Source organism: Halobacillus sp. B23F22_5 (assembly GCF_043497085.1).
Lineage (GTDB): Bacteria > Bacillota > Bacilli > Bacillales > Halobacillaceae > Thalassobacillus.
Window position 1 is genome coordinate 1 of record NZ_JBIEKI010000002.1, and the last position, 25,519, is coordinate 25,519.

Consider the following 25,519-nt stretch of genomic DNA (forward strand, 5'->3'; position numbering starts at 1 on the left):
ATAGGATATGGCGCTACATAAATGTTGTAAGCTATGTTTTCCAACGGAGTCTTTTAATAAAGTACAAAGACTCAAGAACATCTCCGGCTTAAGTTTACCGGAACGCTTTAAAAAGCCTGTTTCTTTAGCTGTTTGTCTAACAAAGTTGTAGTTAAATGTTTCATGAATAGCTTGAGCCATGGACCGAATGTGTTTCATTAGTTTCATAAAATCATCCTTCCTTAGAAAATTCTTGAAGGAAGGATAACGTATATAAGGGGAGATACAAAAATTTTAGAGCTTAGCTTGACGGCTATGGGGAAGCGGTGAGGCTCCTCGAAAATGCTACGCATTTCCTTCGTGCGTGGGTTAACTCAAGGTGAAAATTCAAAGTCCTGTGGGAGTGGAGTGATAGGTGAGGCCCCGCAGGCGAAGCCTGAGGAGACTCAGCACACGCCCACGGAAAGCGAATCGTTTCCCGGAGTCCCTTACTCCAAAAATATCTCGAAATCAAGTCTTCGACTTTTCGGCCCTATAATTCCTTTTATTTAGTTGTTTTGAGTGGCTTACTTGGGAGGATTTTCTGTCGGGTGTTCATACTCATGGGATCTTACACATAGACTTGTACAAATCTCATTTAAGGGACGGGGCTGCTATGGGAAAAGATATTGAAAAAGTGCGTAAGAATATCGCATCACGTAAGCGTGAAAAAAACTTAAATAAAAAGAAGAATTTGGACATGCCAAAGTCTATGTATTATCCGGTACAGGAAGAGGAGAAGCATGGATATCTTCCGTTTGCTCATTCTTCACCTGGACAAGCGGGACAAAGGCAGGAGCAAAAAACAGGTTATTTCTTACTCAAGCTGATTATTGCAGCCTGTTTATTTTTTGCTGTTGCCAGCTTAGTACAAATGGAAGCAGGATGGTTACAAAAGCCCAAAGCGTGGGTGGTGCATAATATGAACGAAGATTTCCCGTTTGCCGCAGTAACCTCATGGTATCAGGATAAGTTCGGGAGTCCATTACAATTGGTTGAACCACATCAAGGTATAGAGCCCAATCAAGCTGCATTACCTGTCAGCGGAGTCGTGAGCGAAACTTTTCAAACGCATGGGAAAGGCATCGTCATGACCTCGGAGGAACCTTCCGAAGTAGTCGCGATGGATGAAGGTACAGTGGTGTTTGCTGGCAAAGATTCACAAACGGAGCAAACGATTATCATCCAGCATGTTGATGGAAGTAAAAGTACTTATGGGTACTTATCATCGATTGATGTACACCTTTATGAACATGTGAAGCCAAACGATGTCATTGGGAGCGTTAATCCTGAACAAGGACAGGCAGGCAACTTCTTTTTTGCAGTTGAAAAGGATAATAAATATATAGATCCTGTTGAGGCGATAAAAGTCGATGAAACTCCGTGACTTTATTTCTAATATTCATCTGCATCCAATTTTGATTTTATTTGTTGTTACTTCTATTATTACAGGGGCTTTTATCGAGCTCCTGATTTTATTTTTCATTGTGACTGTTCATGAATGGGGCCATTACCGGATGGCCAAATCTTTCGACTGGCGTATCAAGAAGGTGACCTTATGGCTTTTCGGGGGAACAATGGAAGCGGAGGAGCATGGAAGCCGTCCTTTACGTGAACAGCTCTATGTCACATTAGCGGGGCCTTTTCAACATATTTGGATGTTAAGTATTCTCTATGCGTTGATGATTTTATTACCAGCCCAATCGAATTTGCTGGATATCGCGATTTCATACAATTGGTTGATTCTTGCCTTCAACCTCTTGCCAATCTGGCCGTTGGATGGTGGGAAATTATTGTTTTACCTTCTTAATTGCTTCTTTCCTTACCGGAAATCCCATCACCTTGCCATCATTTTATCCTGTGTATTATTGATTGTGGCTATCTTTGTTCTGACAGTATCTTCTTATTTTACATTACATGGATGCCTATTGGCAGCTTTCCTGTTGTTAGAAAATCGGCTAGAATGGAAACGACGTTATTATTTATTTATCCGTTATTTGATGCATCGCTACCGAAAACCGGCATCGCCATCTAAAGTGGTGACACAGCCGATTGATCCCCAGGAGACGATTTGGAATGTCCTGATTCGGATGCGGAATGATAGACAGCATCTGTATGTATGGAAAGAGCAAAGAGAAAAGTTAATGGTAAAGGAAAGTGATTGTTTGAAACATTTTTTCACTTATGGAAACCCTCACCTTCCTGTACGTGAATTGAACCAGTATTGTAGATAGAAAGAGGTACGAGATGAGACAGTTATTTATTTCCAATAGAACAACCGAGAAGGTCGCGATGCTTTATGAAAACAACCGCTTAATGGAGGTCTATTTCGACCGGGACTTCAGCCGGTCGCAAGTGGATGATATCTATCTCGGTAAGGTTGTTAGAATCGAGCAAGGGTTGCAAGCAGCTTTCGTAAATATCGGCATGAAAAACAATGGCTTCTTACGTCAGCAGGATGTGAAAGCCGGAAATGGCAGGATAGAGTCGTTACTTACCGAAGGACAGTATCTTTATGTCCAAGTAAAAAAAGATGGGATCGGTGATAAGGGGCCTGTGCTTACTACTGACATTACGATTCCAGGCGCTTATATCATTTATTTACCACTTAGAGCCCAGATATCTGTTTCTAATAAGATTTCTAAAGAAGAACAGATTAAGTGGAAGCAATCTGTAACTGAATGGCTTGACGATGGGGAAGGGGCAATCATTAGAACCAGTAGCCAATATAAAGATGAAGAAGTCATCAAAGGAGAATTGGAAGCTCTGAAAAAGAGGTGGAATGAAAGTGCCGGTGTCCCTGCTAAGAAAAGTCCTGGGGTTCTCTTAACGGCCAAGCTTGTTCCGGATCATCTTTTCAGGAAATACCCTGTCCATTTGATTGACGAATATGTCGTGGATGATGTAGATTTGTCCAAGCAATTGCAAAGCCGGTATCCAGCATATAAAGATCGTATCACCTGGAAGAAACTTTGGCACAAGGAAAGCCGCCATTCTATCCAGGCAGTGCAAGAACAAATGGTTCATTCAGTTGTAGAAGTTGGGCAAGGAATCAGCCTGACAATAGAAGAAACGGAAGCAATGGTTGTGATCGATGTCAACAGCCAGGGGTTTACTGGAAAGTCCAATAAACAACATACTGCTTACCAGGTCAACCTGTCAGCTATTAAGGAGATTGCTCGTCAAATAAGGCTGAGAAACCTTTCTGGCATCATCATCATTGATTTCATTAATACAGATTCAAAGGATCTCGATGGGGAAATTATGAAGGCTCTGTCAAACGCATTAAAAGAGGATCCGATCCCATCCCGGTGTCATGGTTTTACAGCCCTTGGCCTTTTTGAATTGACCCGGAAACGTGAACTGCCCTCCTGGCGAAGTAAATTAATAGAAGAAACAACGGCGCGTAAGAATCTGGTCACCAAAGTGTATGAGCTGGAAAGAGAATTATTAGCATACGAAGATTCCTCTCATGAATCAGTTCTTGTGGCTATTTCTCCAGATGTGGCCGACTTGAAAAAACAATTGCTTTCTACTTCGGTATCTAGTAAAATTCCACAGGAAGTCTTTTTCCGGATCGATCCTGCTATCAGAGATTATCGGATTGAAATGGCTGGATCTGACGAAACGGTAAAGGAATATGTGGCAAGTCGCGGCTATCATGTTGACAAAAGCTTTTGAATCATGGTAACATCGTTATGTTATTCTAGTAGCACCCGACTGCTACAACCGCTCAGAACAGGTTTTTAAACCCAAGTGGTACCTGGGATGGCGAGTCTTAGTTCTACGAGGAGGTGCAGTAATGTACGCAATTATTGAAACTGGTGGTAAACAATTCAAAGTGGAAGAAGGTCAATCCATCTACGTTGAAAAAGTCAACGGAGAAAATGGGGATTCTGTCACTTTTGACAAAGTACTTTTCATTGGTGGAGGAGATGACGTTAAAGTCGGTGCTCCATTCGTAGATGGTGCTTCTGTTACAGCTAAAGTTGAGAAACAAGGCCGTCAGAAGAAAATCACTGTCTTCAAATACAAGCCAAAGAAAAACTACAAGCGTAAGCAAGGTCATCGTCAGCCGTACACAAAGCTAACTATTGATAAAATCAATGCGTAAGGCTTGTGTATTATGATTAGAGTGCTGATAGACCGCAACGACAATGAAGTGACTGGATTTGAGATATCAGGCCATGCAGAGAGCGGTCCTTATGGACATGACCTTGTATGCGCCGCTGTATCAGCTGTCTCCTTTGGAGCAGTCAATGCCGTCATGGAGTTATGCGGAGTAGAGCCAGCCATCGATCAAGGCGGTGAAGGTGGATTCCTGCGAGTCATGCTCCCGGACAATCTGGAAGCAGAAACAACAAGGAAGGCACAGCTGCTGCTTGAAGGAATGCTGGTATCGCTACAGACCATTGAACGAGATTATAATCAATATATAACGATATCGGAACGATAAGGAGGTGCAACCCATGCTACGTCTAGATTTGCAATTCTTCGCCCAAAAGAAGGGTGTAGGTAGTACAAAGAACGGCCGTGATTCCGAGGCGAAACGTCTTGGAGCCAAACGTGCTGATGGACAATTTGTTTCTGGCGGATCTATTCTTTACCGTCAACGCGGTACAAAGATCTATCCAGGTACAAACGTAGGTCGTGGCGGCGACGACACACTATTTGCGAAAGTTGATGGTGTTGTCAAGTTCGAACGCTACGGACGTAACCGTAAGAAAGTAAGTGTTTATCCAGCTGCTCAAGAAGCGTAAACCGCTGGTATCTAGATAAATACAAAGCGAAAAGCCGCGCTATGCATTTGCATCAGCGCGGTTTTTTTAATGGCGTAGATGGGTTACACAGATTAATGGTAGTCAGGAACCGATTGATCACTGGAAAGCCTGATACGGTTTATCTCATCTGGATCAGTTCAGGCCTTGTTTGTTATAAAGTCGCCTTCGATTTTGATATTTGCTATAATTCTTTTATTACGTAATTAGGAAAGGGGAGGGTCCTGGATGCGAGCGGATGAAGTAATGGATTTGATGCGTCATGCGCGTCATGACTGGATGAACGAAATGCAGCTGATTCAAGGGTATGCTTCTATGGGGAAAATGGATCGGGTAAAAGAAAAACTTTCAGACGTATTGGCTCATGCTGATGAAGAACGCCGGTTAATGAACTTGAATGCGCCCTATTTGTCTTTATGGTTGATGTCTTTCAACTGGTATCATACTTATTACAGGCTTACATATCAGGTTAAAGGGGACAAGCATGATCTACGCCATAAAGATATTACGCTGTATGCTCAATGTGAAGAGGTCATCCATGTAATGGAAAGCTTCAGTGATTCCTCGACTCTTTATTATGGTGTCTTAACCATTGAAAATTACAACGAGGGCCGGACAGCGATTGAGATTGTGTTGAAAGGAAATTTCAATGATCCTTCTCTGTTAAAAGAAACGCTCCAAAGAAAAGATTTTATTGAGACAGTTGAAATTGATAAGTCAGAACAGTATCATCAAGTAACAGCTAAAATGAATGTAGAAGTAAAGAGGTGATGGGCATGTTTGTCGATCAAGTGAAAGTTTATGTTAAAGGTGGAGACGGCGGAAACGGTTTAGTGGCTTTCCGCCGCGAAAAATATGTACCGAATGGTGGCCCTGCCGGTGGAGACGGCGGAAATGGCGGCGACGTCGTTTTTGAGGTAGACGAAGGGCTTAATACCTTGATGGATTTCCGCTATCAGCGTCACTTTAAAGCAAAGCGAGGAGAAAATGGAATGAGTAAAGGCCAGCATGGGAAAAATGCCGAGCCTTTAGTCGTCCCGGTGCCCCCTGGTACCACGGTAAAAGATGCCGATACCGGTGAAGTAATCGCTGATCTTGTGGATCATAAACAACGAGCGGTTATCGCAAAAGGAGGCAGAGGCGGACGAGGAAATATCCGTTTCGCTACCGCCCGGAACCCTGCACCAGAACTGGCTGAGAATGGAGAGCCTGCTCAAGAACGGGATATTCAAGTAGAATTGAAACTGATTGCGGATGTCGGATTGGTCGGTTTCCCAAGCGTCGGAAAATCTACTTTACTTTCTGTGATTTCAGCAGCAAAGCCTAAGATTGCCGATTATCATTTTACAACGCTTGCGCCGAACCTCGGAGTAGTAGAAACCGGCGATCAGAGAAGCTTTGTTATGGCAGACCTTCCCGGGTTGATTGAAGGGGCTCATGAGGGAGTCGGACTCGGTTATCAATTCCTGCGTCACGTTGAACGGACAAGAGTTATTGTCCACGTGATTGATATGGCGGCAACCGAGGGAAGGGATCCATACCAGGACTATCAAACAATCAATCAGGAACTCTTTGAATATGATGAACGATTAAAGGAAAGACCACAAATTATTGCAGCCAACAAAATGGATATGCCGGGGGCGGATGAGCAATTGGAATTATTCAAGCAGAAGCTTGAAGAGGAATATCCGGTTTATCCTATCTCAACGCTCACTAAAAATGGCTTGCAAGATTTATTGTTTGCTGTAGCGGATACACTCGAGCGAATTCCAAAAGATAGTACGCCGATTGAAGAAAAAGAGGAGCGCGTTCTCTATAAATATGAGAGAGAAGATGTTCCATTCAAGGTTACACGTGATCCGGACGGAGCTTATGTACTCTACGGTGCTCAAATAGAGAAATTATTCAAAATGACTGATTTTAATCGAGATGAATCGATTCGCCGTTTTGCCCGCCAAATGAGAGGGATGGGTGTCGATGACGCTTTGCGTAAACGTGGAGCTAAGGATGGAGATACTGTACGCCTGCTTGATTATGAATTCGAATTTGTTGAATAGACAAAACCTGATCTTTAGCAATAAATGTAAATATCCTTTGGAAAAAGGGGGGTTTTAGATGGGAGATAGAAAAGAGCACTTCTATCTTGTACGAAGCGACGTATTGCCAGAAGCGATGAAAAAAACGATTGAAGCTAAAACATTGCTGGAAAAAGGCAGCGTTGACTCCATATACGAAGCTGTCCAGAAAGTGGACCTTTCCAGAAGTGCTTTTTATAAATATCGTGATGCTGTCTATCCATTTCAGGAGATGGTGAAAGAACAAATGATCACCCTCTTTTTCCATTTGGAAGACAGGAAAGGATCCTTATCCAAATTGTTGGCAGCAGTAGCCAAAGCAGGGTGTAATGTTCTGACGATTCACCAGACGATACCTCTCCAAGGAAAAGCGAACGTTACCTTGTCTTTAAACACCGCCGCTATGACGATTACTATTGACGAATTGATTCAGCGATTGAAGAAAGTAGATTTTATCAACCGTGTAGATTTGTTAAGTACAGGAGCATAAACTGCAAGGAGGACATTAAGTCATGCCAGAATCAGAATACAACCAGAAAATAGGATATTTAGGACCAAAAGGAACTTTTACAAAAATGGCTGTAGATGCATTATTTCATGGGGGAGACTTCACCAGCTATGAAACGATTCCGGCATGCCTGGATGCTGTAGAAGCAGGAGAGATTGATACAGGGGTAGTTCCGATGGAAAATGCAATCGAAGGGTCTGTGCACTTGACAATCGATTACATGACCCACCACGTCGATGTGCCGATTGTTGCTGAAATGACAGTCCCTATCAAGCAGCATCTCCTTGTCCGGAAAGACTTTGACCCTGAAGCGGAAGAAATCACCCAAGTTTATTCCCATAGCCATGCAATCGCTCAATGTCATCAATATTTGCATAAGCAATATCCGAACGCTGAGCTCAGGTATACTTCCTCAACAGGACGAGCGGCGGAAGTTGTTGCTGACTCTGATGAGCCGATAGCTGCAATAGGAAATCACCTGGCAGCTGAGGAAAATGGGCTGGTCATCTTGAAGCATGATATTCATGATTATGATAATAATCATACACGGTTTGCTGTAGTACAGAAAAAGCCGAAAACCATGAAGATTCGGGATCATATTCCTGCTAAACATAAAACGACCGTAATGGTGACCTTGCCGAAAGATTATGCGGGTGCCTTGCACCAGGTTCTGGCTGCATTTGCCTGGAGGAAAATGAATTTATCGAAAATCGAATCACGACCAATGAAAACAGGGCTTGGTAATTATTTCTTTTTAATTGATATCGATCAAGCATATGATCAAGTATTATTTCCTGGTGTAGAAGCAGAACTGGAAGCCCTCGGCTGCTCTTTGAAGCTGTTGGGGACGTATCCAAGTTATGAATTAAGTGTGCCATTACCGAATATGCAAACAACCAAATAATAAAATAATGGGGCTGTCCCTTAAGTCTGTAATAGACTTATCGGGGCAGCCCTTTTCTTGTCATTGTTGATATCATCAAAGTGGTTTCTCTGCAAATTGCATATTATTTGCCGGGAATGCCGTTTTATATTGATGGACACGGATAGATGCCTAGTTGAATATACATAAATAAAACTTGTTCTAAAAAAAGTTTAGGCTTTTTCATCAACTTTTCCCATTCGATGCATAAGTTGTTATGAAGATTTCTTGACCAAATCGATTGATTTGTTTAAAGAAGGGAGCTACAAAAGTGAGAATTCATATCGTACAAAAAGGTGATACGTTGTGGAAAATCGCTCAAAAGTATGGAGTTGATTTTGAGCAATTGAAACAAATGAACACTCAGCTATCTAACCCAGATATGATTATGCCAGGGATGAAAATAAAAGTCCCGACAGGATCAAAACAGGTAAAAAAAGAAGCACCGATGAAAAAGGAGCAGCCTAAAGCAGCACCAATGAAAAAAGAGCAGCCTAAAGCAGCTCCACAAGTACCTTATAAAAAGGAAATGCCAAAGCCGATCCCGCAAGTAAAAGAAGATGAGAAAGAAATGCCGATGATGCCACCGATGCAGCAAATGCAGCCCATCCAAATGCCGATGATGGAGCAGCAATTACAGAATTATTATACGACCTTCCACTTGCCGCAAATGCCTTATACACCACCAGCGCCTCCTAAGAAGGAAAAAGTGAAGGAAGTAGAGGAGTCGCCTGAATCAGTAAAAGAAATGCCGCAAGTTCAGCCGATGATGCAGCAACCAATGCCATTATGCCCACCCGGATACTACCCGGTCTTTTGTCCGCCGATGCCATGTCCTCCAATGCCACAAGGGCAATTAGTCCATAGCGATTTCTATTGTGAAGATGACATGGAGAGCCAGCAGCAAGCGGGAGCTTATCACGGTGGACCAATGCCTCAAGTGCAAGGCATGTGGATGGATGATGACGAATCAGCAGCAATGCCGCAGCAAATGCCGATGGCTGACGACTGTGGATGCGGGTCAGGTGCCATGCCTATGTGGGGTCACCATATGCAGCCACAGATGATGCCAGGACACCATGCACCGCCTCACTACGGAATGGCACAGCAGATGCCGTACCAGGGACAGCAAGCACAAATGATGCCGCAGGGGCAGGGCATGCCGTACCAGGGTGCACAAATGATGCCGCAGGGCCAGGGAATGCCATATCAACAATCAGGAATGCCGATGATGCCACAAGGGCAAGGTATGCCTCAACAAATGATGCCTTGGGGTGGTCAGCAAATGGGACAAATGGGATATGCTCAACCTGGTCAATCATTCCAGGGTGGCATGCCGGGTCAAATGCCATACTCTTATGATTTTGACGATGATGATGACGAATAATTACCAGGGCGATTCTAAATTGAATCGCCTTCTTCCTATTTTGGAACAAAATGATTTTTATATAAATGATTATCGAAAGATTAAAGAAGACGTATATTGGGTGAGGTCAGGAAAAAAGGAATATGCACTAAAATGCTATAAAGATCAGGAAAAACTTGAAAAACAGCATCTTTTTTTTAAGAAGTGGAAGGAAGCTGGTCTTTATGCTGCAACACCAATCGCTTTCAGTGGAAATACATGGATGGCAGTAAATGAAGATGGAACCTGGGGGTTATTTGAATGGCTGAAAGGGTCCCATTTACGCTTTGATAATAAGCAGGATAGAACGGGGGCAAGCAAGCTTGTTCATGCATTTCATTCCAGTGCGGAGGGAATTACCGGACCACTCCTCCTTCGAAATCCGCTGTATATTAAGTGGGAGAGAAGAATCGAACAGTTTGAAGACACTTATAAAGACTTTATATTCGGTGGAAACCGCACATTATTCAATGAAATTCACCATTTCTCAAGGAAGACATTAGAGGATTTCAAGCAATTGGACTGGGGAAGAATTGAACAGGATGCATGGGAGAGAAAAAGCTGGCTGCATGGAGATGTGGCGCATCACAACTTTATACGTTGTCAGGATGGAAAGATTAAATTGATCGATTTTGATTTATTGCAGATGGGTCCGGAACTTTATGATGATATACAACTGGGGCAACGTTTTCTCCCATATACGAATCATTCTCTGACGGAAATCACCAATCATTTTCAAGCAACAAAATGGAAAACAGCATGGATGAAAGGGGTACTTGTTCCAAGTGATCTTTTGCGGGAATGGCTGTATGTGCATCGACGCTACAAAAGGCAAAAACAGAAACTGGCCGGACACCTGGACTGGTTAGAGTCATCTTGGAAAGAAAGAAAGGAGTTTGTTGAAAAAGTCCAACATATGCTAACATAAATAATTATATATTTGTGAAAAGGGGAACATAGCTATGCATGAACAAGTAGATGCAATTGTAGGATGGCTTCAACAAAAAGTGAAGGAAGCGAATGTGGATGGCCTGCTGGTAGGCGTGAGCGGCGGAATCGATTCGGCGGTAGTCGCTAATTTGATCAAACGAGCCTGTCCAGAAAACTCTCTTGGTGTCATTATGCCTTGTAAGAGCAACCCGAACGATCAGAACCATGCGCTTTCAGTGATTGATGCCTGTGGTATCGATCATCTGACTGTCGACTTGACGGAGACGCATGAAGTGATGTTTTCTACCATTAAAAATCAGCTGCAAACTCACCAGACATTCGATCCCTCTCAGGAACAACTTGCAGACGCAAATTTACGAGCTCGCCTTCGAATGAGTACCCTTTATACGTTAGCGACTAATTACCGTTACCTGGTTGTAGGTACCGACAATGCAGCCGAATGGTACACAGGGTATTTTACCAAATACGGGGATGGTGGAGTCGACCTGGTCCCGCTGGTAAATTACACCAAAAGTGAAGTGAGTGAAATGGCTCGTCACCTTGAAGTACCGGCAGAGATCATTGATAAAAAACCGAGTGCCGGACTTTGGGAAGGCCAGACGGACGAAAATGAAATGGGTACTACTTACAACATGATTGATAGGCATCTAAGAGGGGAAGCGATTCCCGATGAAGACCGTGAGATCATTGAATCCTTACATCGGCGTTCGACCCACAAACGTCAGCTCGCTGCAGCACCACCAAAATTCAATGGCTAAATTAATTAGTGGGTTAATTTGACAGATTAAAAAAGCCTCCTTAATCCAACATAAAGGAAAAGGAGGTTTTTTTATAATGTGGAAAAAACCAATAACTGGTCTCTTCGCAATCGGAATCTTGATGGCTGGATGTAATACCGAAGAAGCACAGGAAAATTCTAAACAGAATAATGTTTATGATCCATTGGAAACAACAGAAAAGAATAACGATACAGACAGTAATGAATTACGCCGGGGAGCCCCTAATAGACTGAAGCGTGAAGCAGAAGAAGATATGCAGAACACCACTTATAATATAACTGATCGGGCACATGATAACGAGTATTTTAACGAGAAGTCAATGAAAATCACTCGATCCATCAATGAATTGCCTCAGGTAACTACTTCGAATGTAATTGCTACTAAAGATCACGTACTTGTCGGAGTCATTCCTACCCCGTATGGCCGGAAAAACCATAACCTTAAAAATTTAGTCAGAGAAAAAGTAGCGGAAGTCACCGATGAACAAGATGTAGTGATTTATATGAACCACAGCGACTGGGAAGAATTGAAAGACCTGAATGCAAGAGTGAGAGCTGAAAAAGCTCCAGATAGAGTGAAAGAAGAAATCAATAAATTCCTAAGACGGTTCCAGCCTGATAATGACAAATAATGTAACTTACCCTTCTTCAACGATACCCTCCAATATGATATAGTAATAAAAGAAATCAGATAACTATATGTAAGTTGGAGAGGAGAATGCACCATGGCTGGTCATTCTAAATGGAAGAATATACAAAGACGTAAAAACGCTCAGGATGCTAAGCGGGGCAAGGTATTTATGAAAATGGCCCGTGAAATCTTCGTAGCAGCTAAAGAGGGCGGCGGAGATCCGGAGATGAATCCAGCACTTCGTTTAGCGGTTGATAAAGCAAAAGCCAGCAACATGCCTAATGAAAATATTGATCGCGCCATTAAAAAAGCCACAGGTGACCTGGACGGTGTCAGCTATGAAGAAATCACATATGAGGGTTATGGCCCTGGTGGCGTAGCAGTGATGGTTAAAGTACTGACTGATAATAAAAACAGGACAGCTGCCGATGTCCGGCATGCTTTTAACAAAAACGATGGCAATCTTGGTGAAAATGGTTGTGTTTCTTATATGTTCGATCGTAAAGGATATCTTGTAATTGAGCGTTCAGCCCATGATGTTGAGGAAGATGATGTCATGCTTGAGGCGATTGAAGCTGGGGCAGAGGAAATGGAAACGAACGAAGAAACCTTTGAAGTTTATACCGAACCTGAAAGCTTCACAGAAGTCAAAGCTGCATTAGAGCAAAGCGGCTATACGTTCGAAACTGCAGAAATAACTATGTTTCCGCAAACTTATACGCCTGTGGGCGAAGAAGAAACCGAAAAGATGCTGAAACTAATTGATACATTGGAAGATAATGATGATGTGCAGGATATCTATCACAATCTCGAAGCCGACGAAGAGGTATTAGAAAAATTGAGTTAACACCCTGATTATAATAGCTTCCATTTCTGGGCAAACTGGAAATAGAAGCTATTTTCTTTTAGGGGTGATCAGATGAGGACGATAATCAAATCGATAACGATCAGCATTTTTTTGCTTGGTACTATCATACTTGCACCAGATGCAGATTCTACAATTAAGGGAAGTACAGAGAAAAAAACTTCAGCTGAATCTGAAAAGCGGACTTCCTTAGTTGCAAGTCAGCCATTAGAAGTGAAAGTTACTATGACGAAGGAGTACCTGGATGGTGTTCGTGAAACTGATGAAAAAATGGAAACTATTTGGGCGATGGAAGATTTTTGGGCCAGCTATACAGGCTGGACTTTAGTGGATCAGGGGGATGGTTTTGTTGAATTTGAGAAAAAGATTGATGACCTTTCACCAGAGGTGAAAGCAAACGGTTATTTTGGAATTGATTTAAACGAGCAATTGACCATCTTTTTGGGGAAACCGGCTGAAGGTCAAGTCATGGAGTCTTTTTTCCCTATCCCTGTAGAAACATTGGAAAGCAAGCGTATGGAAGAGCTTGAAAAAGGGATTAAAATCAAAGATAAAGAGCATTTTCATAAAGTGATCAAAACCTATTCCGGAAATAATATGACTGGAAAACAATAGACACCGGCTCTCCTGTATTATCAGGAGAGTTTTACTTTTGTTTACTTAGAATGGGCGAACATGTGCTTGTATGTTACAATAGATGAATACTTAGTAAGATTAGAGGGGAAACATCATGATAGCATATGTACGGGGATTATTGACAGATTTAGACGATGACAGTGTCATTGTAGAAACGAACGGGGTAGGCTACGAATTGATATGTGCCAATCCTTATTTATTCCAGGAAAATATGGATAATGAAGTGAAAATATATACATACCATTATGTCAGAGAAGATTTGCAAGCCTTATACGGATTTAAGAAGAAAGAAGATAAAGCATTATTCTCTAAACTGTTGAATGTATCAGGAATTGGACCGAAAGGGGCACTGGCTATTTTGGCTTCTACAAGTGTCGGGGATTTCGTAGCTGCTATTGAGCAGGAGGATGAGAAGTTTTTGACGCGTTTTCCAGGGGTCGGGAAAAAGACTGCAAGGCAGATGATTCTTGATCTGAAAGGGAAATTGACAGCATGGATTCCAGATGAAGAGAACGAGGCATCTATTTTTTATGCGCATACTTCCAAAGAACGTAACCAGGCAGTGGAGGAAGCACTGGAAGCCATGAAAGCTCTTGGGTATTCTGAACGGGAACTCAAAGCTCTTCGCCCTGAGCTGTCTAAACAAGAGCATGCCAATGTAGATGACTATGTACGTAAAGGCTTGCAATTGATGATGAAAAGCTAAACGAGTGGGGGTGACTCGGTATGGAAGAACGAATGATATCGAATGAAATGCAGGAAGAAGATGCATCAATTGAATTAAGCCTACGGCCCAGCAGTTTGAGGCAGTATATTGGTCAAACGAAAACGAAACAGAATTTACAGATTTTTATTGAAGCAGCAAGAATGAGGAATGAACCTTTGGACCATGCTTTATTATATGGACCACCGGGGCTTGGTAAAACAACATTGGCTTCCATTATTGCTAATGAAATGGGAGTTCAGTTCCGGACTACTGCCGGACCTGCAATCGAACGTGCAGGAGACTTGGCTGCTATTTTGTCTTCGCTGGAAGCAGGAGACGTACTATTTATCGATGAGATCCACAGGCTGCCTCGATCAGTAGAAGAAGTGTTGTATCCTGCGATGGAGGATTTTTGTCTGGATATTGTAATCGGGAATGGACCAAGTGCAAGGTCTGTACGTCTTGATCTGCCACCGTTTACTCTGGTCGGAGCAACTACACGAGCCGGATTACTATCAGCACCACTCCGTGACAGATTCGGCGTGCTCAGTCGTTTAGAATATTACGATACGAAAGATTTATGCGACATTGTAGAGCGGACAGGAGATATTTTTCAAGTTGGCATTACACGTGATGCAGCAATAGAGATAGCGAGACGTTCAAGAGGGACGCCGCGGATTGCTAACCGTTTATTGAAGCGGGTACGTGATATAGCTCAAGTAAAAGGCAAGGAAGAAATAGATTTGGAGATTACACAGGAAGCACTGGAGATGCTTCAAGTGGACCCGGTAGGACTTGACCATATTGATCATAAGTTATTATTGGGAATCATGGACGGCTTCCAGGGCGGACCTGTAGGACTTGATACGATTGCGGCTACCATCGGTGAAGAATCCCAGACGATTGAAGATGTTTACGAACCGTACTTGCTGCAAACCGGATTTATCCAGCGCACCCCAAGGGGCAGAGTAGTGACACCTAAAGCTTATCTTCACTTTCACCGGGAGGTGCCTGAAGCTTGACCGGATTTGGAAAAGTATTTATTGTAATAGGGGTTGTATTCATCATCATCGGCTTGCTTTGGAGTTTTATCGGCAAGCTCCCAGGTGATATCAGCTTTAAAAAAGGGAATGTTACTTTTTATTTTCCGATCGTCACTTCCATTGTAGTAAGCATCATACTTTCATTGATTTTTTACTTCATAGGTAAAATAAAATGAATAAAGATAGGAGATAATTATGGACATCAAGCAATATGACTTTGACCTTCCTGAGGAGTTGATCGCTCAAACACCTTTATCGGATCGTGCTGCATCAAGACTGATGGTTCTTGATAAAGAAAATAAAACAATCGATCACCGGCGATTTTCAGATATCAGGGAATATCTGCGTCCCGGTGATTGCCTTGTTTTGAACGATACCAGGGTACTGCCTGCGCGGTTGTATGGAGTTAAAGAAGATACTGGAGCTAAAGTAGAAGTACTTCTTCTCCATCAGACAGAACAGGATGAATGGGAAGTATTGGTAAAACCAGCGAAGAAAATCAAAGTGGGAACCAGAATAATATTTGGTGAAGGCAAATTGATTGCACAATGTACGGCAGCCCAGGAACATGGTGGCCGAATGCTTCGTTTCGAATATGAGGGAATATTTTTAGAAGTATTAGAAACGCTCGGAGAAATGCCGTTACCACCTTATATCAAAGAACAACTTTCAGATAATGAAAGATACCAGACTGTTTATGCTAAAGAAGAAGGATCTGCCGCTGCACCCACAGCAGGATTGCACTTCACAAAAGAGCTATTGAAAGAAATAGAACAGTCCGGGGTTGAACTCGCTTATATTACACTCCACGTCGGTTTAGGTACCTTCCGGCCGGTAAGTGTCGATAATATTGAAGATCACGATATGCATGCTGAGTTCTATCAAGTATCACAGGAAACAGCAGATAAACTAAACCATGTACGAGAAAACGGCGGACGTATCATTTCAGTAGGTACTACCTCCACGAGAACATTAGAGACAATTATGCGTGACTATGGGAAATTTACCGCAGCATCTGGCTGGACGGATATATTCATTTATCCTCCATACAAACTGCAAGCGATTGATGGATTGATTACCAATTTCCATCTTCCGCAATCAACACTGATTATGCTAGTCAGTGCTCTGGCAGGACGAGCGTTTATTTTAGACGCTTATCATCAAGCTGTAGAAGAACGTTACCGTTTCTTCAGTTTCGGTGACGCAATGTTGATTTTATAAGGAAAGGGTTTTATTACTGATGGCAATCACCTATGAATTTATAAAAACCTGTAAACAAACTGGAGCCCGATTGGGCAGGGTGCACACTCCACATGGTTCATTTGACACGCCAACGTTCATGCCGGTTGGAACACTTGCTACCGTAAAAACGATGAGTCCGGAAGAATTGCAGGAAATGAATGCTAACATCATCTTATCCAATACGTATCACCTCTGGCTAAGACCAGGAGAAGATATCATCGAAGAGGCCGGTGGCCTGCACAAGTTTATGAACTGGGATGGTGCGATTCTTACTGATTCCGGCGGCTTTCAAGTATTCAGTTTAAGTGACCTGAGGCAGATTGAAGAAGAAGGCGTTCATTTTCGAAACCATATCAACGGTGAAAAGCTATTTTTATCTCCGGAAAAGGCAATGCATATTCAGAACGCTTTAGGATCGGATATCATGATGGCCTTCGATGAATGCCCACCATATCCGGCTGAGTACGATTATTTGAAGAAATCAGTAGAACGGACTAGCCGCTGGGCAGAACGCTGTTTAACTGCACATAAGAAGCCGGATGAACAGGGATTGTTCGGCATCGTGCAAGGTGGTGAGTACGAAGAACTACGGCGTCAAAGTGCGGAAGACTTGATATCTTTGGATTTCCCTGGCTATGCGATTGGAGGCTTATCTGTCGGAGAACCGAAAGATGTCATGAACCGTGTGTTGGAATTCACTACCCCGATGCTTCCTGAAAATAAGCCGAGGTATCTGATGGGAGTAGGTTCACCAGATTCCTTGATTGATGGTTCCATCAGAGGAATTGATATGTTCGATTGTGTACTGCCGACTCGTATTGCAAGAAATGGTACATGCATGACTTCCAATGGGAGGTTAGTGGTTAGAAATGCTAAATTTTCCAGGGATTTCCGTCCGATTGATGAAAATTGTGACTGTTATACATGCCGTAATTATTCACGTGCTTATATCAGACACCTGGTAAAAAATAATGAAACATTTGGCTTTCGATTAACTACTTACCATAACTTATATTTTCTGTTAAAATTAATGGAGCATGTGCGCCAGGCTATTAGAGAAGACCGCCTTGGCGATTTCAGAGAAGAATTCTTTGAACAATATGGTTTTAATAAGCCGAATGCTAAGAATTTCTAGAAAGGGGGAATGAAAATGGATGGCATATTAGGGTTGTTACCGATTATCCTTATGTTCGTCATTTTCTATTTCTTGTTGATCCGTCCGCAGCAAAAGAAACAGAAGAAGGTGCAACAAATGCAAGCGGATTTACAAAAGGGAAATAGAATCATTACTATCGGGGGGCTTCATGGCACCATTCACGCCCTTGATGAAGGTACCGTAGTATTAACAGTAAATGATGGAACTAAAATGACTTTCGATCGTTCAGCAGTTCGAGAGGTATTGAATCAAGACTAAAAAAATGACTCTGGCAAAATAGCCGGAGTCATTTTTTACTGGCTGCGGGAGTAGAACGGATATTGACGCCCAACATCCCACCGATCAAAGCGGAACCGACCATCCCTGCCAGGTACGGAAGCTGCGCTAGTGACAACCCCTGTTCTAGTCCAAGATATTGATAAAGAATAATGAATAATAAAAATGCCCCACCAGTCAAAAGCCCATACATCCAGCCTTTTTCCTGGCCCCGATGCCCGGCTGTTGCTCCTCCTGTAAATAGGATGAGCATGGCCAAAATCATTGTGAGTAAGTTGATGATATTTGTGTCAATCGTTGTAAAGCGGAGCAATAGCGCCAATATAAAACTGCACGTCAACATAAGAATAAGGATGATGGCAAGACCATATCCCAGAGCCTTCCAAACTTCTTTTCTCATGATTCCCCTCCTTGTCTACTTTGTCCATACACTATATGACTTATAAATTGTAAATAGAAGTATATATTTCTCCTGCCTTTTGAATAGATATCATAGAAAAGGCTGAAAAGGAGACAGGTTATGATAACGTGGATGGCCATTCTTATTTTTATCATCAGTTATGGTTTGATCATGTCAGAAAAAATAAATCGTGCCCTCGTAGCAATCTCCGGAGGAGTACTGTTACTACTGACTAATGTCTATGAATGGCAGGATGCTTTCACGCATTATATCGACTGGGAAACAATCGCTCTGCTATTTTCGATGATGGTTCTGGTAGCCATTACAAAGAAAACCGGGGTGTTTGAATACATTGCCATAAGTTTCGCGCAAATGGTGAGAGGAAAACCTGTACCTTTACTTATAGGAACTGCCATTTTGACGGCCGTTGGCTCTGCTTTTTTAGATAACGTCACTACCGTTCTATTATTTGTTCCCATTTTGTTGACGCTTACGAGCCAGCTCAACTTACCAGCGTTTCCTTTTCTGCTTACTACCATATTCAGCGCAAATATCGGAGGCACAGCTACCTTGATTGGGGACCCTCCCAATATAATGATTGGACAAGCGGTCGAACATTTTACCTTTGTATCATTCCTCGTTAACCTTGGACCGATTGTTATCGTCATATTCGCCTTTACGCTGGGAGGACTGGTATTAATTTTTCGTAAACAATTAGTATATGAAAAAGAGAAAGCGATTGAATTGATGAACTTGAATCCCTCAAGTTATTTGAAAAAAACACCGATGCTCTATCAATCGTTAACCGTAATGGCCATGACAATGGCAGGATTTTTGATGCACCCGATCATTCATGTGGAGCTTACTACGGTGGCTGTTTGTGCAGCTGTCTTGTTATTGCTTTTGACCGATGCGGAAGCTTCCAGCGAAAAGGTTTTTCAGGAAGTGGAATGGGTTACCCTGTTCTTTTTTATCGGTTTATTCATGCTCGTTGGTGGATTGGAGAAAGTAGGGGTGATCGATGAAATAGCAAGGGCGATGATGTGGATGTCCGGCGGGGATTTACCGATGACATCATTAATCGTATTATGGAGTGCGGGATTACTGTCCGGGGTGGTTGACAATATTCCTTTTGTAGCAGCTATGATCCCTGTTGTACAGGAACTCCAAGGTTACGGGATGATGAATATTGATCCAATTTGGTGGGCATTAGCTCTTGGAGCATGTCTTGGAGGGAATGGAACTTTGCTTGGAGCATCAGCTAATGTGGTGGTAGCTGGACTCGCTGCCAGCGCCAATCATAAAATTTCTTTTGTGAAGTTTATTGTGTATGGAATCCCTGTGTTATTGTTTTCATTGGTTGCGGCTACGATATATATCTACTTCCGTTATCTAGTACCGTTTTTATCATAAAAAAACTGTTTGATCATAGAGAAAGTCTCACCCGCGTGTAAATTTACGCGGGTGTTTGTTTTGCGGTTAGATTTAGGATAAAGAAAGGGCTTTTTGGTTAAAGTAACAAAGGACATCTAGATGGATAGCGGGAGTGGAATAGAAGTGGATATTCAAGTGTGGACAATAATATTTCGAACGCTGCTTACATATTTATTAATCTTAGTGATTCTAAGAATCATGGGAAAAAGGGAAATTGGGGAGTTGAGTGTATTAGATTTAGTGGTTTTTGTCATGCTTGCTGAAATTGCGGTTTTCTCGATTGAAGAACCTGATAAATCTTTAGTTCATGCCCTGATTCCGATGACGCTTCTTTTACTCATTCAACGTTTATCCGCTTTTCTTTCATTAAAAAGCCAGAACTTTCGGGAATGGTTTGATGGAACCCCCACTTTCATTATTAAACATGGAAAAGTAGATGAGTATGAGATGAAAAAGCAGCGCTATAACTTCAATGATTTACTCATTCAACTTCGAGAAAAGGACATATTTAGCATCCAGGATGTGGATTATGCTATTTTGGAGCCTAATGGTAAACTTTCAGTGCTTCAAAAGGATGAAAATGACTCCGACCATTCCTCAGGATATTCTGCTATTTTGATTGCAGATGGAAAAATACAATATGATTCCCTCAAACGAGTGAAAAAAAATAAAAGCTGGCTTCTGAACGAACTGAAGAAAAAAGGTTATGAGTCCGAAAAAAACATCTCCTTTTGCTCCCTTGACGAACAAGGAGAACTGTTCATCGACCAAAAAAACGAGTATGAATAACAATAGCGATGACGACTGCAGAGCGCCATAAAAAAGGATCGGAAAGCCCCTATGGCATAAGTGCCAAGGGGCTTTCGGTTCTTATTTTATCAGTTTTTGAAGGAAAGGAATCTGTTTCAGTTCATCTTTGGTAAGAAATCTTAATAGAAATAAAAGAATGATATACAGGCAGGTCAAAGTTATACTGATGATGGCGAATTGTGAAATTTCACCGACATTGTATGCTAACAAAGTTTTTAATTCAGAACCGATCCACCAGGTAACCCCAATTAATACTACCATTTTGGCAAGGTCGCCAAAGGGGATTCGAAAATTGATGGACTGCATAAGAGCAGCCAGATGTAAAAAAGTTACTACTAATACACCCACCACTATAGAAATAGCCACTCCGCGAATGCCAAAGGCTTGTTGGGAGGCTAGTCCGACCATCACTCCGAATTTTACTACTGCTCCGATCAAACTATTCCACATGGCAGGCTTTGCTAAGTCCAATGCCTGTAAAGCAGCCTGCAGAGGTGCCTGTATATAAAGCAGCAAGAAAAATGGGGCCATCAATGCAAGCATATAAGCTGCATTGCTCGTCCCATACATCAGCTCGAGGATCGTCGCAGCGAAACTGGTCAATAAGATGGTAGCAAGCCCTCCTGAGGCGAATGAAAGACGAATAGATTGATGAATGCGGTAGTGAATCAGTTTCGTTTTATTCTTCGCACCTGCTTCACTGATAGAAGGGACTAAAGCAACTGATAAAGAATGAGTAATGAATGTAGGTAACATTAAGAGTGGAAGAACATAACCAGCCAGTTCCCCATATTGTTTAGTAGCAAGTGCAGTCTGCACTCCTGCTAAAGCCAGGCTTTGCGCTACTAAGATAGGTTCCAGGAAAAATGAAAATGAACCAATCAGTCTGCTTCCCGTGGTCGGTATCGCGATAGATAACAATTCCTGCAATGTTTTACCCCCGGATTGGAGATAAGATAAGAATTTTTTTCTTACTTTGAAACGTTTTTTTATAGAAAACATCCGAAGCATGAATAACAGAGAAGCCAATTCTCCAAGGATGACGGATGCCATTGCGCCCGCTGCGGCATACTCAATCCCATACGGCAGCAAGAGGTTGGTGAAGAAAGCCACAGACAGTATTCTGACAATCTGTTCAATGACCATGGAATAAGCTTGTGGTTTCATATTTTGTCTTCCCTGAAAATAGCCGCGAAGGACTGAGGAAATAGCAATGATAGGTACGATGGGACTGATGACAAGTAATGGTACAACAGTACGGGAGTCAGTAAGTAAATGATTAGCGACCCAAGGGGCTAAGAGAATCATCATAGCAGTAAAAATAATACTTAATACCCCAGTGATAGAAAGGGACACAACAAGAATACGTTTGATTTTATTCAAATCACCGGCCGCTTCAGCCTCTGCTACACGTTTAGAGATAGCTACAGGCAGACCGAATTGGGTCAGCGTTATCGCCAGAAATAGAGTGGGCAAAGCCATCATATATAAGCCGACCCCTTCTTCCCCCATCACCCGTGCCACTACAATGCGATTAATAAAACCTAAAAAACGGGTAATCATTCCCGCAGCTATTAAAATCAGGGTCCCCTGTAGAAATGTTTGCTTGGTCATAGAATAACGACCTGCCTTCTCAAAGTGATTAAATTCATATACAATGAATGTATATGCGAAAGAGGTGTCCAAGCATGACATTATTTATATGGAAGAGCCCCATAAGCTGGGAGGAGGCGAGTATATGGGTACGTTAAAGTCAACCAGCATGTGGAAACCTGAAATATTTGCTGTACTGGAAAGTAAAGCAATAGAATTTCAGTTGATGGGTTATTCTGGCTCAACCCCAGAAGATATTTGGAAATGTCTGACGAAGAAAGTTTGGAAAGGCAACCCGGAGAAGCGCCTATATGAAGTCGTCCAGGACATATTTCATTTGAATACTGCCTTATACATAAGTTATCTAACCGTTCAGGCTTACCAGGATGATGACTTGGATATGTCTATTTCAGAACTGGTCAATCACGAAAAGTCTTCCCAAGTCAGCGAGTGAAGGACAGACCTTTTATTGACATACACCTGAAAAGGTTTTTATAATAGTTCTATTGGAAAATTTCAGTAATCTACTTAATTGGTACGAGGAAAGGCCTGACAACTGACACGACTTTCCATCTAAGTGACAAGGCTGTCCTGGTACCCTATTTACGTCTGTTTACATAAAAGTATTTAGGAAATTTTGTTTTAAAATGGATATCAGAGTGCGTCGGTAAGATAAAGGAGGAGCAATTGAATATGGTTAAAAGAGGCCGTATCGTAGCCTTTTTTCTTGTTATTTTGTTACTAGCAGGAACAATTGGTACCACGATCACAGGAATAACGAAAGACATCAAACTTGGATTGGATTTGCAAGGCGGATTTGAAATCTTATATGAAGTAGAACCCTTGAATGAGGGTCAGGAAGTGAACGAGAAGGTATTAGAGTCAACAGTGCGCTCCCTGGAAGAGCGAGTCAATGTCCTTGGGATAAGTGAAACGAACATAGACATTGAGGAGCCCAATCGTATTCGGGTCCAGCTTGCCGGTGTAGAAGATCAGTCAGAAGCTCGTGAGTTGCTGTCAACGACTGCCCAATTGTCCTTTAGGGATGCAGAGGATAACGAATACATGAATGGATCCGACCTGGTTGAGGGAAGCGCAGCTCAATCCTTCTCCCAAACCAATTCTCCGATCGTCACACTTCAAGTGAAGGATCCGAATAAATTTTATGAGGTTTCTAAAGAAATCAGTAGTATTCCAGAAGACCCAAGCACACCTTATCCTGACGATGTCATGGTAATTTGGATGGACTATGATAAAGAAACATCTTTTGCCGAAGAGTTTGGAAAAGAAGATCCAAAGTATATTTCAGCACCTGGTTTCTCTAACGGACCGATCCGTAGCAAAAACATTCAAATTACTGGAGATTTTACGGTTGAAGAAGCCAAACGCCTGGCTGATATTCTAAATGCTGGTTCTCTACCAGTTAACTTAGAGGAAATGTACTCAACATCTGTAGGTGCCCAATTCGGGGAGCAGGCCATGAGTAAGACCATTTATGCTGGGTTTATCGGAATTGCAATCATCTTTTTATACATGATGATTTATTATCGTTTTCCTGGGGTTATTGCCACACTTACGCTGAGTGTGTATATTTACCTTATTCTTTTAGTTTTTGAATGGATGAACGGTGTCTTGACCTTACCGGGAATAGCCGCCTTGATTCTAGGGGTTGGTATGGCGGTCGATGCCAATATCATTACTTACGAACGAATCAAGGAAGAGCTGAAATCTGGTAAGACAATATTAGCTTCTTTCCGGGCAGGTAATCAGCATTCCTTATCTACGATATTTGATGCGAATATTACGACGTTAATTGCTGCAATTGTGTTATTTACCTTTGGTACAAGTTCGGTCAAGGGATTCGCAACAATGTTGATTGTCAGTATCCTGGTCAGCTTTGTAACTGCTGTCTATGGCAGTCGTCTCTTCCTGGGCCTATGGGTGAAAAGCCGACTTCTTGATAAACGTCCAGGCTGGTTCGGTGTGAAAAATGAAGAGATCGTCAATATCGAAGATGGGGAAGAAGTAGAAGCGACATTCCTTAAACGAAAATTTGATTTTGTCGGTATGCGCAAGCGTTTCTTTACACTTTCTATTATATTGGTAGTTGCGGGAATTCTATCTCTGGCAATCATGCGCTTGAATTTAGGTATCGATTTTACCAGTGGTTCTCGAGTGTCTATTTTATCTGATGGTAATATTACATCTGAGCAAGTGGAAGAAACTTTTGAGCAGGAATTTGATGTAACACCTAAAAAAGTGGTGCTTTCCGGCGATAATAGTGAAATCGCTGATGTCCGGTTTGACACTGTTTTAGGAAAAGATAAAATCGCTGAAATCAAATCCTACTATAATGAGGAATTTGGTAATGAACCGAATGTAAGTACAGTATCGCCGATAGTAGGTCAGGAGCTTGCTAAGAATGCAGCACTAGCTGTGTTATATGCATCTATCGGAATTATTATCTATGTAACGATACGCTTTGAGATTTATTTTGCTTTAACAGCAATCATAGCCTTGCTGCACGATGCCTTTTTCATTCTTGCAATGTTCAGTATCACCAGATTAGAATTTGATATTACGATTATTGCAGCGATATTGACCATTGTCGGTTATTCCGTCAATGACACAATCGTCACATTTGACCGGATCCGTGAAAATGTCAAACGGGAAAAACGGGTTAAATCCTTCTCCCAGCTTGCGAAAATCGTTAATAAGAGTTTAATGCAAACAATGGCAAGAAGTATCAATACTGTCATCACAGTAGTATTCGCAGCGCTTATGTTATTGTTATTCGGAGCAACATCCATCACTAACTTTGCGTTTGCATTAGTGGTCGGGTTGATCGCTGGTACGTACTCTTCCTTATTCATTGCCGCTCAATTATGGCTGGTATTACGTGGAAGAAATATCAAAGAAAAACCGCTTAGCTTCGTTAAAAAGAAAAATACTGGCGGACCACAAGTATAATAAAGAGGAACAAATCAATAAGAGAGACTGGCCTAAATCGATGGGTCAGTCTTTTTTTATATGGTCTAGGAAATTATAAAATTTTCTTTTTTGGCTAACTTTAGATGGTGGGTCTCATCCAGCTCCAGCGCCTACCCCCTCGAGGTCTTAAGTCAATTCTCTCTGTGATTAGAAAAACTTGGCTTATTGCCAATGGCGAAAGCCTTAGTTTTACTTATACTTTAAATCTTTATTAAACTTAATTGGAATGAAAGTACAAAAAACGTCACGGCGAGAATTGACTTAAGCTTGTCGGGAGTGAGCAAGGCGCTTGCGCTTTAGT

General features: G+C 42.1%; 28 protein-coding genes, 1 pseudogene and 1 other annotated feature. Of the genes and pseudogenes, 26 read left to right on the plus strand and 3 right to left on the minus strand.

What is annotated here, in order from left to right:
- Positions 1 to 207 (minus strand): annotated as a pseudogene (locus ACGTN9_RS03270) (IS4-like element ISHaha1 family transposase); the annotation flags it as partial.
- A gap of 427 nt (positions 208 to 634) precedes the next feature.
- Between ACGTN9_RS03270 and ACGTN9_RS03275 the strand changes: the two are divergent.
- The 22 genes from ACGTN9_RS03275 (at position 635) to yajC (ending at position 17,972) form a co-directional block, all read left to right on the plus strand.
- Positions 635 to 1,405 carry a peptidoglycan DD-metalloendopeptidase family protein gene (locus ACGTN9_RS03275; RefSeq protein ID WP_499590538.1) on the plus strand — a complete coding sequence of 257 codons (771 nt, stop codon included), beginning with the start codon at positions 635 to 637 and terminating at the stop codon, positions 1,403 to 1,405.
- Positions 1,392 to 2,252, plus strand: a complete 861-nt coding sequence (locus ACGTN9_RS03280; RefSeq protein ID WP_499590540.1) for a site-2 protease family protein — start codon at positions 1,392 to 1,394, stop codon at positions 2,250 to 2,252. Before ACGTN9_RS03275 ends, ACGTN9_RS03280 begins: the two co-directional genes overlap by 14 nt.
- Before the next feature lie 13 nt (positions 2,253 to 2,265).
- The gene (locus ACGTN9_RS03285) at positions 2,266 to 3,699 is read left to right on the plus strand and encodes a ribonuclease E/G (protein ID WP_499590542.1); all 1,434 of its coding nucleotides are present in this window, start codon (positions 2,266 to 2,268) and stop codon (positions 3,697 to 3,699) included.
- A 36-nt stretch (positions 3,700 to 3,735) separates the two neighbouring features.
- Positions 3,736 to 3,807, plus strand: a sequence feature (ribosomal protein L21 leader region).
- A gap of 13 nt (positions 3,808 to 3,820) precedes the next feature.
- Complete coding sequence (rplU, locus tag ACGTN9_RS03290; RefSeq protein ID WP_028783344.1) at positions 3,821 to 4,132, plus strand: 50S ribosomal protein L21; 312 nt, start codon at positions 3,821 to 3,823, stop codon at positions 4,130 to 4,132.
- Positions 4,133 to 4,144: 12 nt separating this feature from the next.
- Entirely contained in the window at positions 4,145 to 4,474 is a 330-nt protein-coding gene (locus tag ACGTN9_RS03295) for a ribosomal-processing cysteine protease Prp (RefSeq protein WP_499590544.1), read from the plus strand.
- A gap of 13 nt (positions 4,475 to 4,487) precedes the next feature.
- Positions 4,488 to 4,778 (plus strand): 50S ribosomal protein L27, encoded by a 291-nt coding sequence (gene rpmA, locus ACGTN9_RS03300; RefSeq protein WP_028783342.1) that lies wholly within the window; start codon positions 4,488 to 4,490, stop codon positions 4,776 to 4,778.
- Between the two features lie 246 nt (positions 4,779 to 5,024).
- Positions 5,025 to 5,567 carry a Spo0B domain-containing protein gene (locus tag ACGTN9_RS03305; protein WP_499590546.1) on the plus strand — a complete coding sequence of 181 codons (543 nt, stop codon included), beginning with the start codon at positions 5,025 to 5,027 and terminating at the stop codon, positions 5,565 to 5,567.
- A 5-nt stretch (positions 5,568 to 5,572) separates the two neighbouring features.
- Complete coding sequence (gene obgE / locus ACGTN9_RS03310; RefSeq protein WP_499590548.1) at positions 5,573 to 6,853, plus strand: GTPase ObgE; 1,281 nt, start codon at positions 5,573 to 5,575, stop codon at positions 6,851 to 6,853.
- A gap of 58 nt (positions 6,854 to 6,911) precedes the next feature.
- The gene (locus tag ACGTN9_RS03315) at positions 6,912 to 7,361 is read left to right on the plus strand and encodes a transcriptional regulator ThrR (protein WP_028783339.1); all 450 of its coding nucleotides are present in this window, start codon (positions 6,912 to 6,914) and stop codon (positions 7,359 to 7,361) included.
- Between the two features lie 22 nt (positions 7,362 to 7,383).
- Positions 7,384 to 8,283 (plus strand): prephenate dehydratase, encoded by a 900-nt coding sequence (pheA, locus tag ACGTN9_RS03320; protein ID WP_499590550.1) that lies wholly within the window; start codon positions 7,384 to 7,386, stop codon positions 8,281 to 8,283.
- A 289-nt stretch (positions 8,284 to 8,572) separates the two neighbouring features.
- Complete coding sequence (safA, locus tag ACGTN9_RS03325; RefSeq protein ID WP_499590552.1) at positions 8,573 to 9,688, plus strand: SafA/ExsA family spore coat assembly protein; 1,116 nt, start codon at positions 8,573 to 8,575, stop codon at positions 9,686 to 9,688.
- Entirely contained in the window at positions 9,672 to 10,634 is a 963-nt protein-coding gene (locus tag ACGTN9_RS03330; RefSeq protein WP_499590554.1) for a phosphotransferase, read from the plus strand. The genes safA and ACGTN9_RS03330 overlap by 17 nt, the downstream gene beginning before the upstream one ends.
- A 34-nt stretch (positions 10,635 to 10,668) precedes the next feature.
- Positions 10,669 to 11,415: an NAD(+) synthase gene (gene nadE, locus ACGTN9_RS03335; RefSeq protein ID WP_499590556.1), complete on the plus strand. Its 747-nt coding sequence runs from the start codon at positions 10,669 to 10,671 to the stop codon at positions 11,413 to 11,415.
- Between the two features lie 76 nt (positions 11,416 to 11,491).
- Entirely contained in the window at positions 11,492 to 12,067 is a 576-nt protein-coding gene (locus ACGTN9_RS03340) for a YhcN/YlaJ family sporulation lipoprotein (RefSeq protein WP_499590558.1), read from the plus strand.
- Between the two features lie 93 nt (positions 12,068 to 12,160).
- Positions 12,161 to 12,913, plus strand: a complete 753-nt coding sequence (locus ACGTN9_RS03345; protein ID WP_499590560.1) for a YebC/PmpR family DNA-binding transcriptional regulator — start codon at positions 12,161 to 12,163, stop codon at positions 12,911 to 12,913.
- Positions 12,914 to 12,985: 72 nt separating this feature from the next.
- Complete coding sequence (locus tag ACGTN9_RS03350) at positions 12,986 to 13,546, plus strand: BofC C-terminal domain-containing protein (RefSeq protein ID WP_499590562.1); 561 nt, start codon at positions 12,986 to 12,988, stop codon at positions 13,544 to 13,546.
- A 115-nt stretch (positions 13,547 to 13,661) separates the two neighbouring features.
- The gene (gene ruvA, locus ACGTN9_RS03355; protein ID WP_499590564.1) at positions 13,662 to 14,273 is read left to right on the plus strand and encodes a Holliday junction branch migration protein RuvA; all 612 of its coding nucleotides are present in this window, start codon (positions 13,662 to 13,664) and stop codon (positions 14,271 to 14,273) included.
- Between the two features lie 20 nt (positions 14,274 to 14,293).
- Positions 14,294 to 15,295: a Holliday junction branch migration DNA helicase RuvB gene (ruvB, locus tag ACGTN9_RS03360; protein WP_499590566.1), complete on the plus strand. Its 1,002-nt coding sequence runs from the start codon at positions 14,294 to 14,296 to the stop codon at positions 15,293 to 15,295.
- Positions 15,292 to 15,492 carry a DUF2905 domain-containing protein gene (locus tag ACGTN9_RS03365; RefSeq protein WP_499590568.1) on the plus strand — a complete coding sequence of 67 codons (201 nt, stop codon included), beginning with the start codon at positions 15,292 to 15,294 and terminating at the stop codon, positions 15,490 to 15,492. The genes ruvB and ACGTN9_RS03365 overlap by 4 nt, the downstream gene beginning before the upstream one ends.
- A gap of 19 nt (positions 15,493 to 15,511) precedes the next feature.
- The gene (queA, locus tag ACGTN9_RS03370; protein ID WP_499590570.1) at positions 15,512 to 16,537 is read left to right on the plus strand and encodes a tRNA preQ1(34) S-adenosylmethionine ribosyltransferase-isomerase QueA; all 1,026 of its coding nucleotides are present in this window, start codon (positions 15,512 to 15,514) and stop codon (positions 16,535 to 16,537) included.
- 19 nt (positions 16,538 to 16,556) lie between these two features.
- Complete coding sequence (gene tgt, locus ACGTN9_RS03375; protein ID WP_499590571.1) at positions 16,557 to 17,693, plus strand: tRNA guanosine(34) transglycosylase Tgt; 1,137 nt, start codon at positions 16,557 to 16,559, stop codon at positions 17,691 to 17,693.
- A gap of 15 nt (positions 17,694 to 17,708) precedes the next feature.
- Positions 17,709 to 17,972, plus strand: a complete 264-nt coding sequence (gene yajC / locus ACGTN9_RS03380; RefSeq protein WP_499590573.1) for a preprotein translocase subunit YajC — start codon at positions 17,709 to 17,711, stop codon at positions 17,970 to 17,972.
- Positions 17,973 to 18,000: 28 nt separating this feature from the next.
- On the opposite strand, the gene ACGTN9_RS03385 is transcribed toward yajC, so the two are convergent.
- Positions 18,001 to 18,390 (minus strand): TIGR04086 family membrane protein, encoded by a 390-nt coding sequence (locus tag ACGTN9_RS03385; protein ID WP_499590575.1) that lies wholly within the window; start codon positions 18,388 to 18,390, stop codon positions 18,001 to 18,003.
- Between the two features lie 120 nt (positions 18,391 to 18,510).
- Between ACGTN9_RS03385 and ACGTN9_RS03390 the strand changes: the two genes are divergently transcribed.
- Entirely contained in the window at positions 18,511 to 19,803 is a 1,293-nt protein-coding gene (locus tag ACGTN9_RS03390; protein ID WP_499590577.1) for an ArsB/NhaD family transporter, read from the plus strand.
- A gap of 120 nt (positions 19,804 to 19,923) precedes the next feature.
- Positions 19,924 to 20,613 (plus strand): YetF domain-containing protein, encoded by a 690-nt coding sequence (locus tag ACGTN9_RS03395; RefSeq protein ID WP_499590579.1) that lies wholly within the window; start codon positions 19,924 to 19,926, stop codon positions 20,611 to 20,613.
- 81 nt (positions 20,614 to 20,694) lie between these two features.
- Here ACGTN9_RS03395 and spoVB read toward each other — a convergent pair whose 3' ends face one another.
- On the minus strand, positions 20,695 to 22,248 hold the full coding sequence (spoVB, locus tag ACGTN9_RS03400; protein WP_499590581.1) for a stage V sporulation protein B: 1,554 nt from the start codon (positions 22,246 to 22,248) through the stop codon (positions 20,695 to 20,697).
- A gap of 124 nt (positions 22,249 to 22,372) precedes the next feature.
- Here spoVB and ACGTN9_RS03405 point away from each other — a divergent pair, with 124 nt between their 5' ends.
- Both ACGTN9_RS03405 and secDF read left to right on the plus strand, forming a co-directional pair.
- Positions 22,373 to 22,681 (plus strand): post-transcriptional regulator, encoded by a 309-nt coding sequence (locus tag ACGTN9_RS03405; protein ID WP_499590583.1) that lies wholly within the window; start codon positions 22,373 to 22,375, stop codon positions 22,679 to 22,681.
- Positions 22,682 to 22,920: 239 nt separating this feature from the next.
- Positions 22,921 to 25,197, plus strand: a complete 2,277-nt coding sequence (secDF, locus tag ACGTN9_RS03410) for a protein translocase subunit SecDF (protein ID WP_499590585.1) — start codon at positions 22,921 to 22,923, stop codon at positions 25,195 to 25,197.
- Positions 25,198 to 25,519 lie beyond the last annotated feature (322 nt).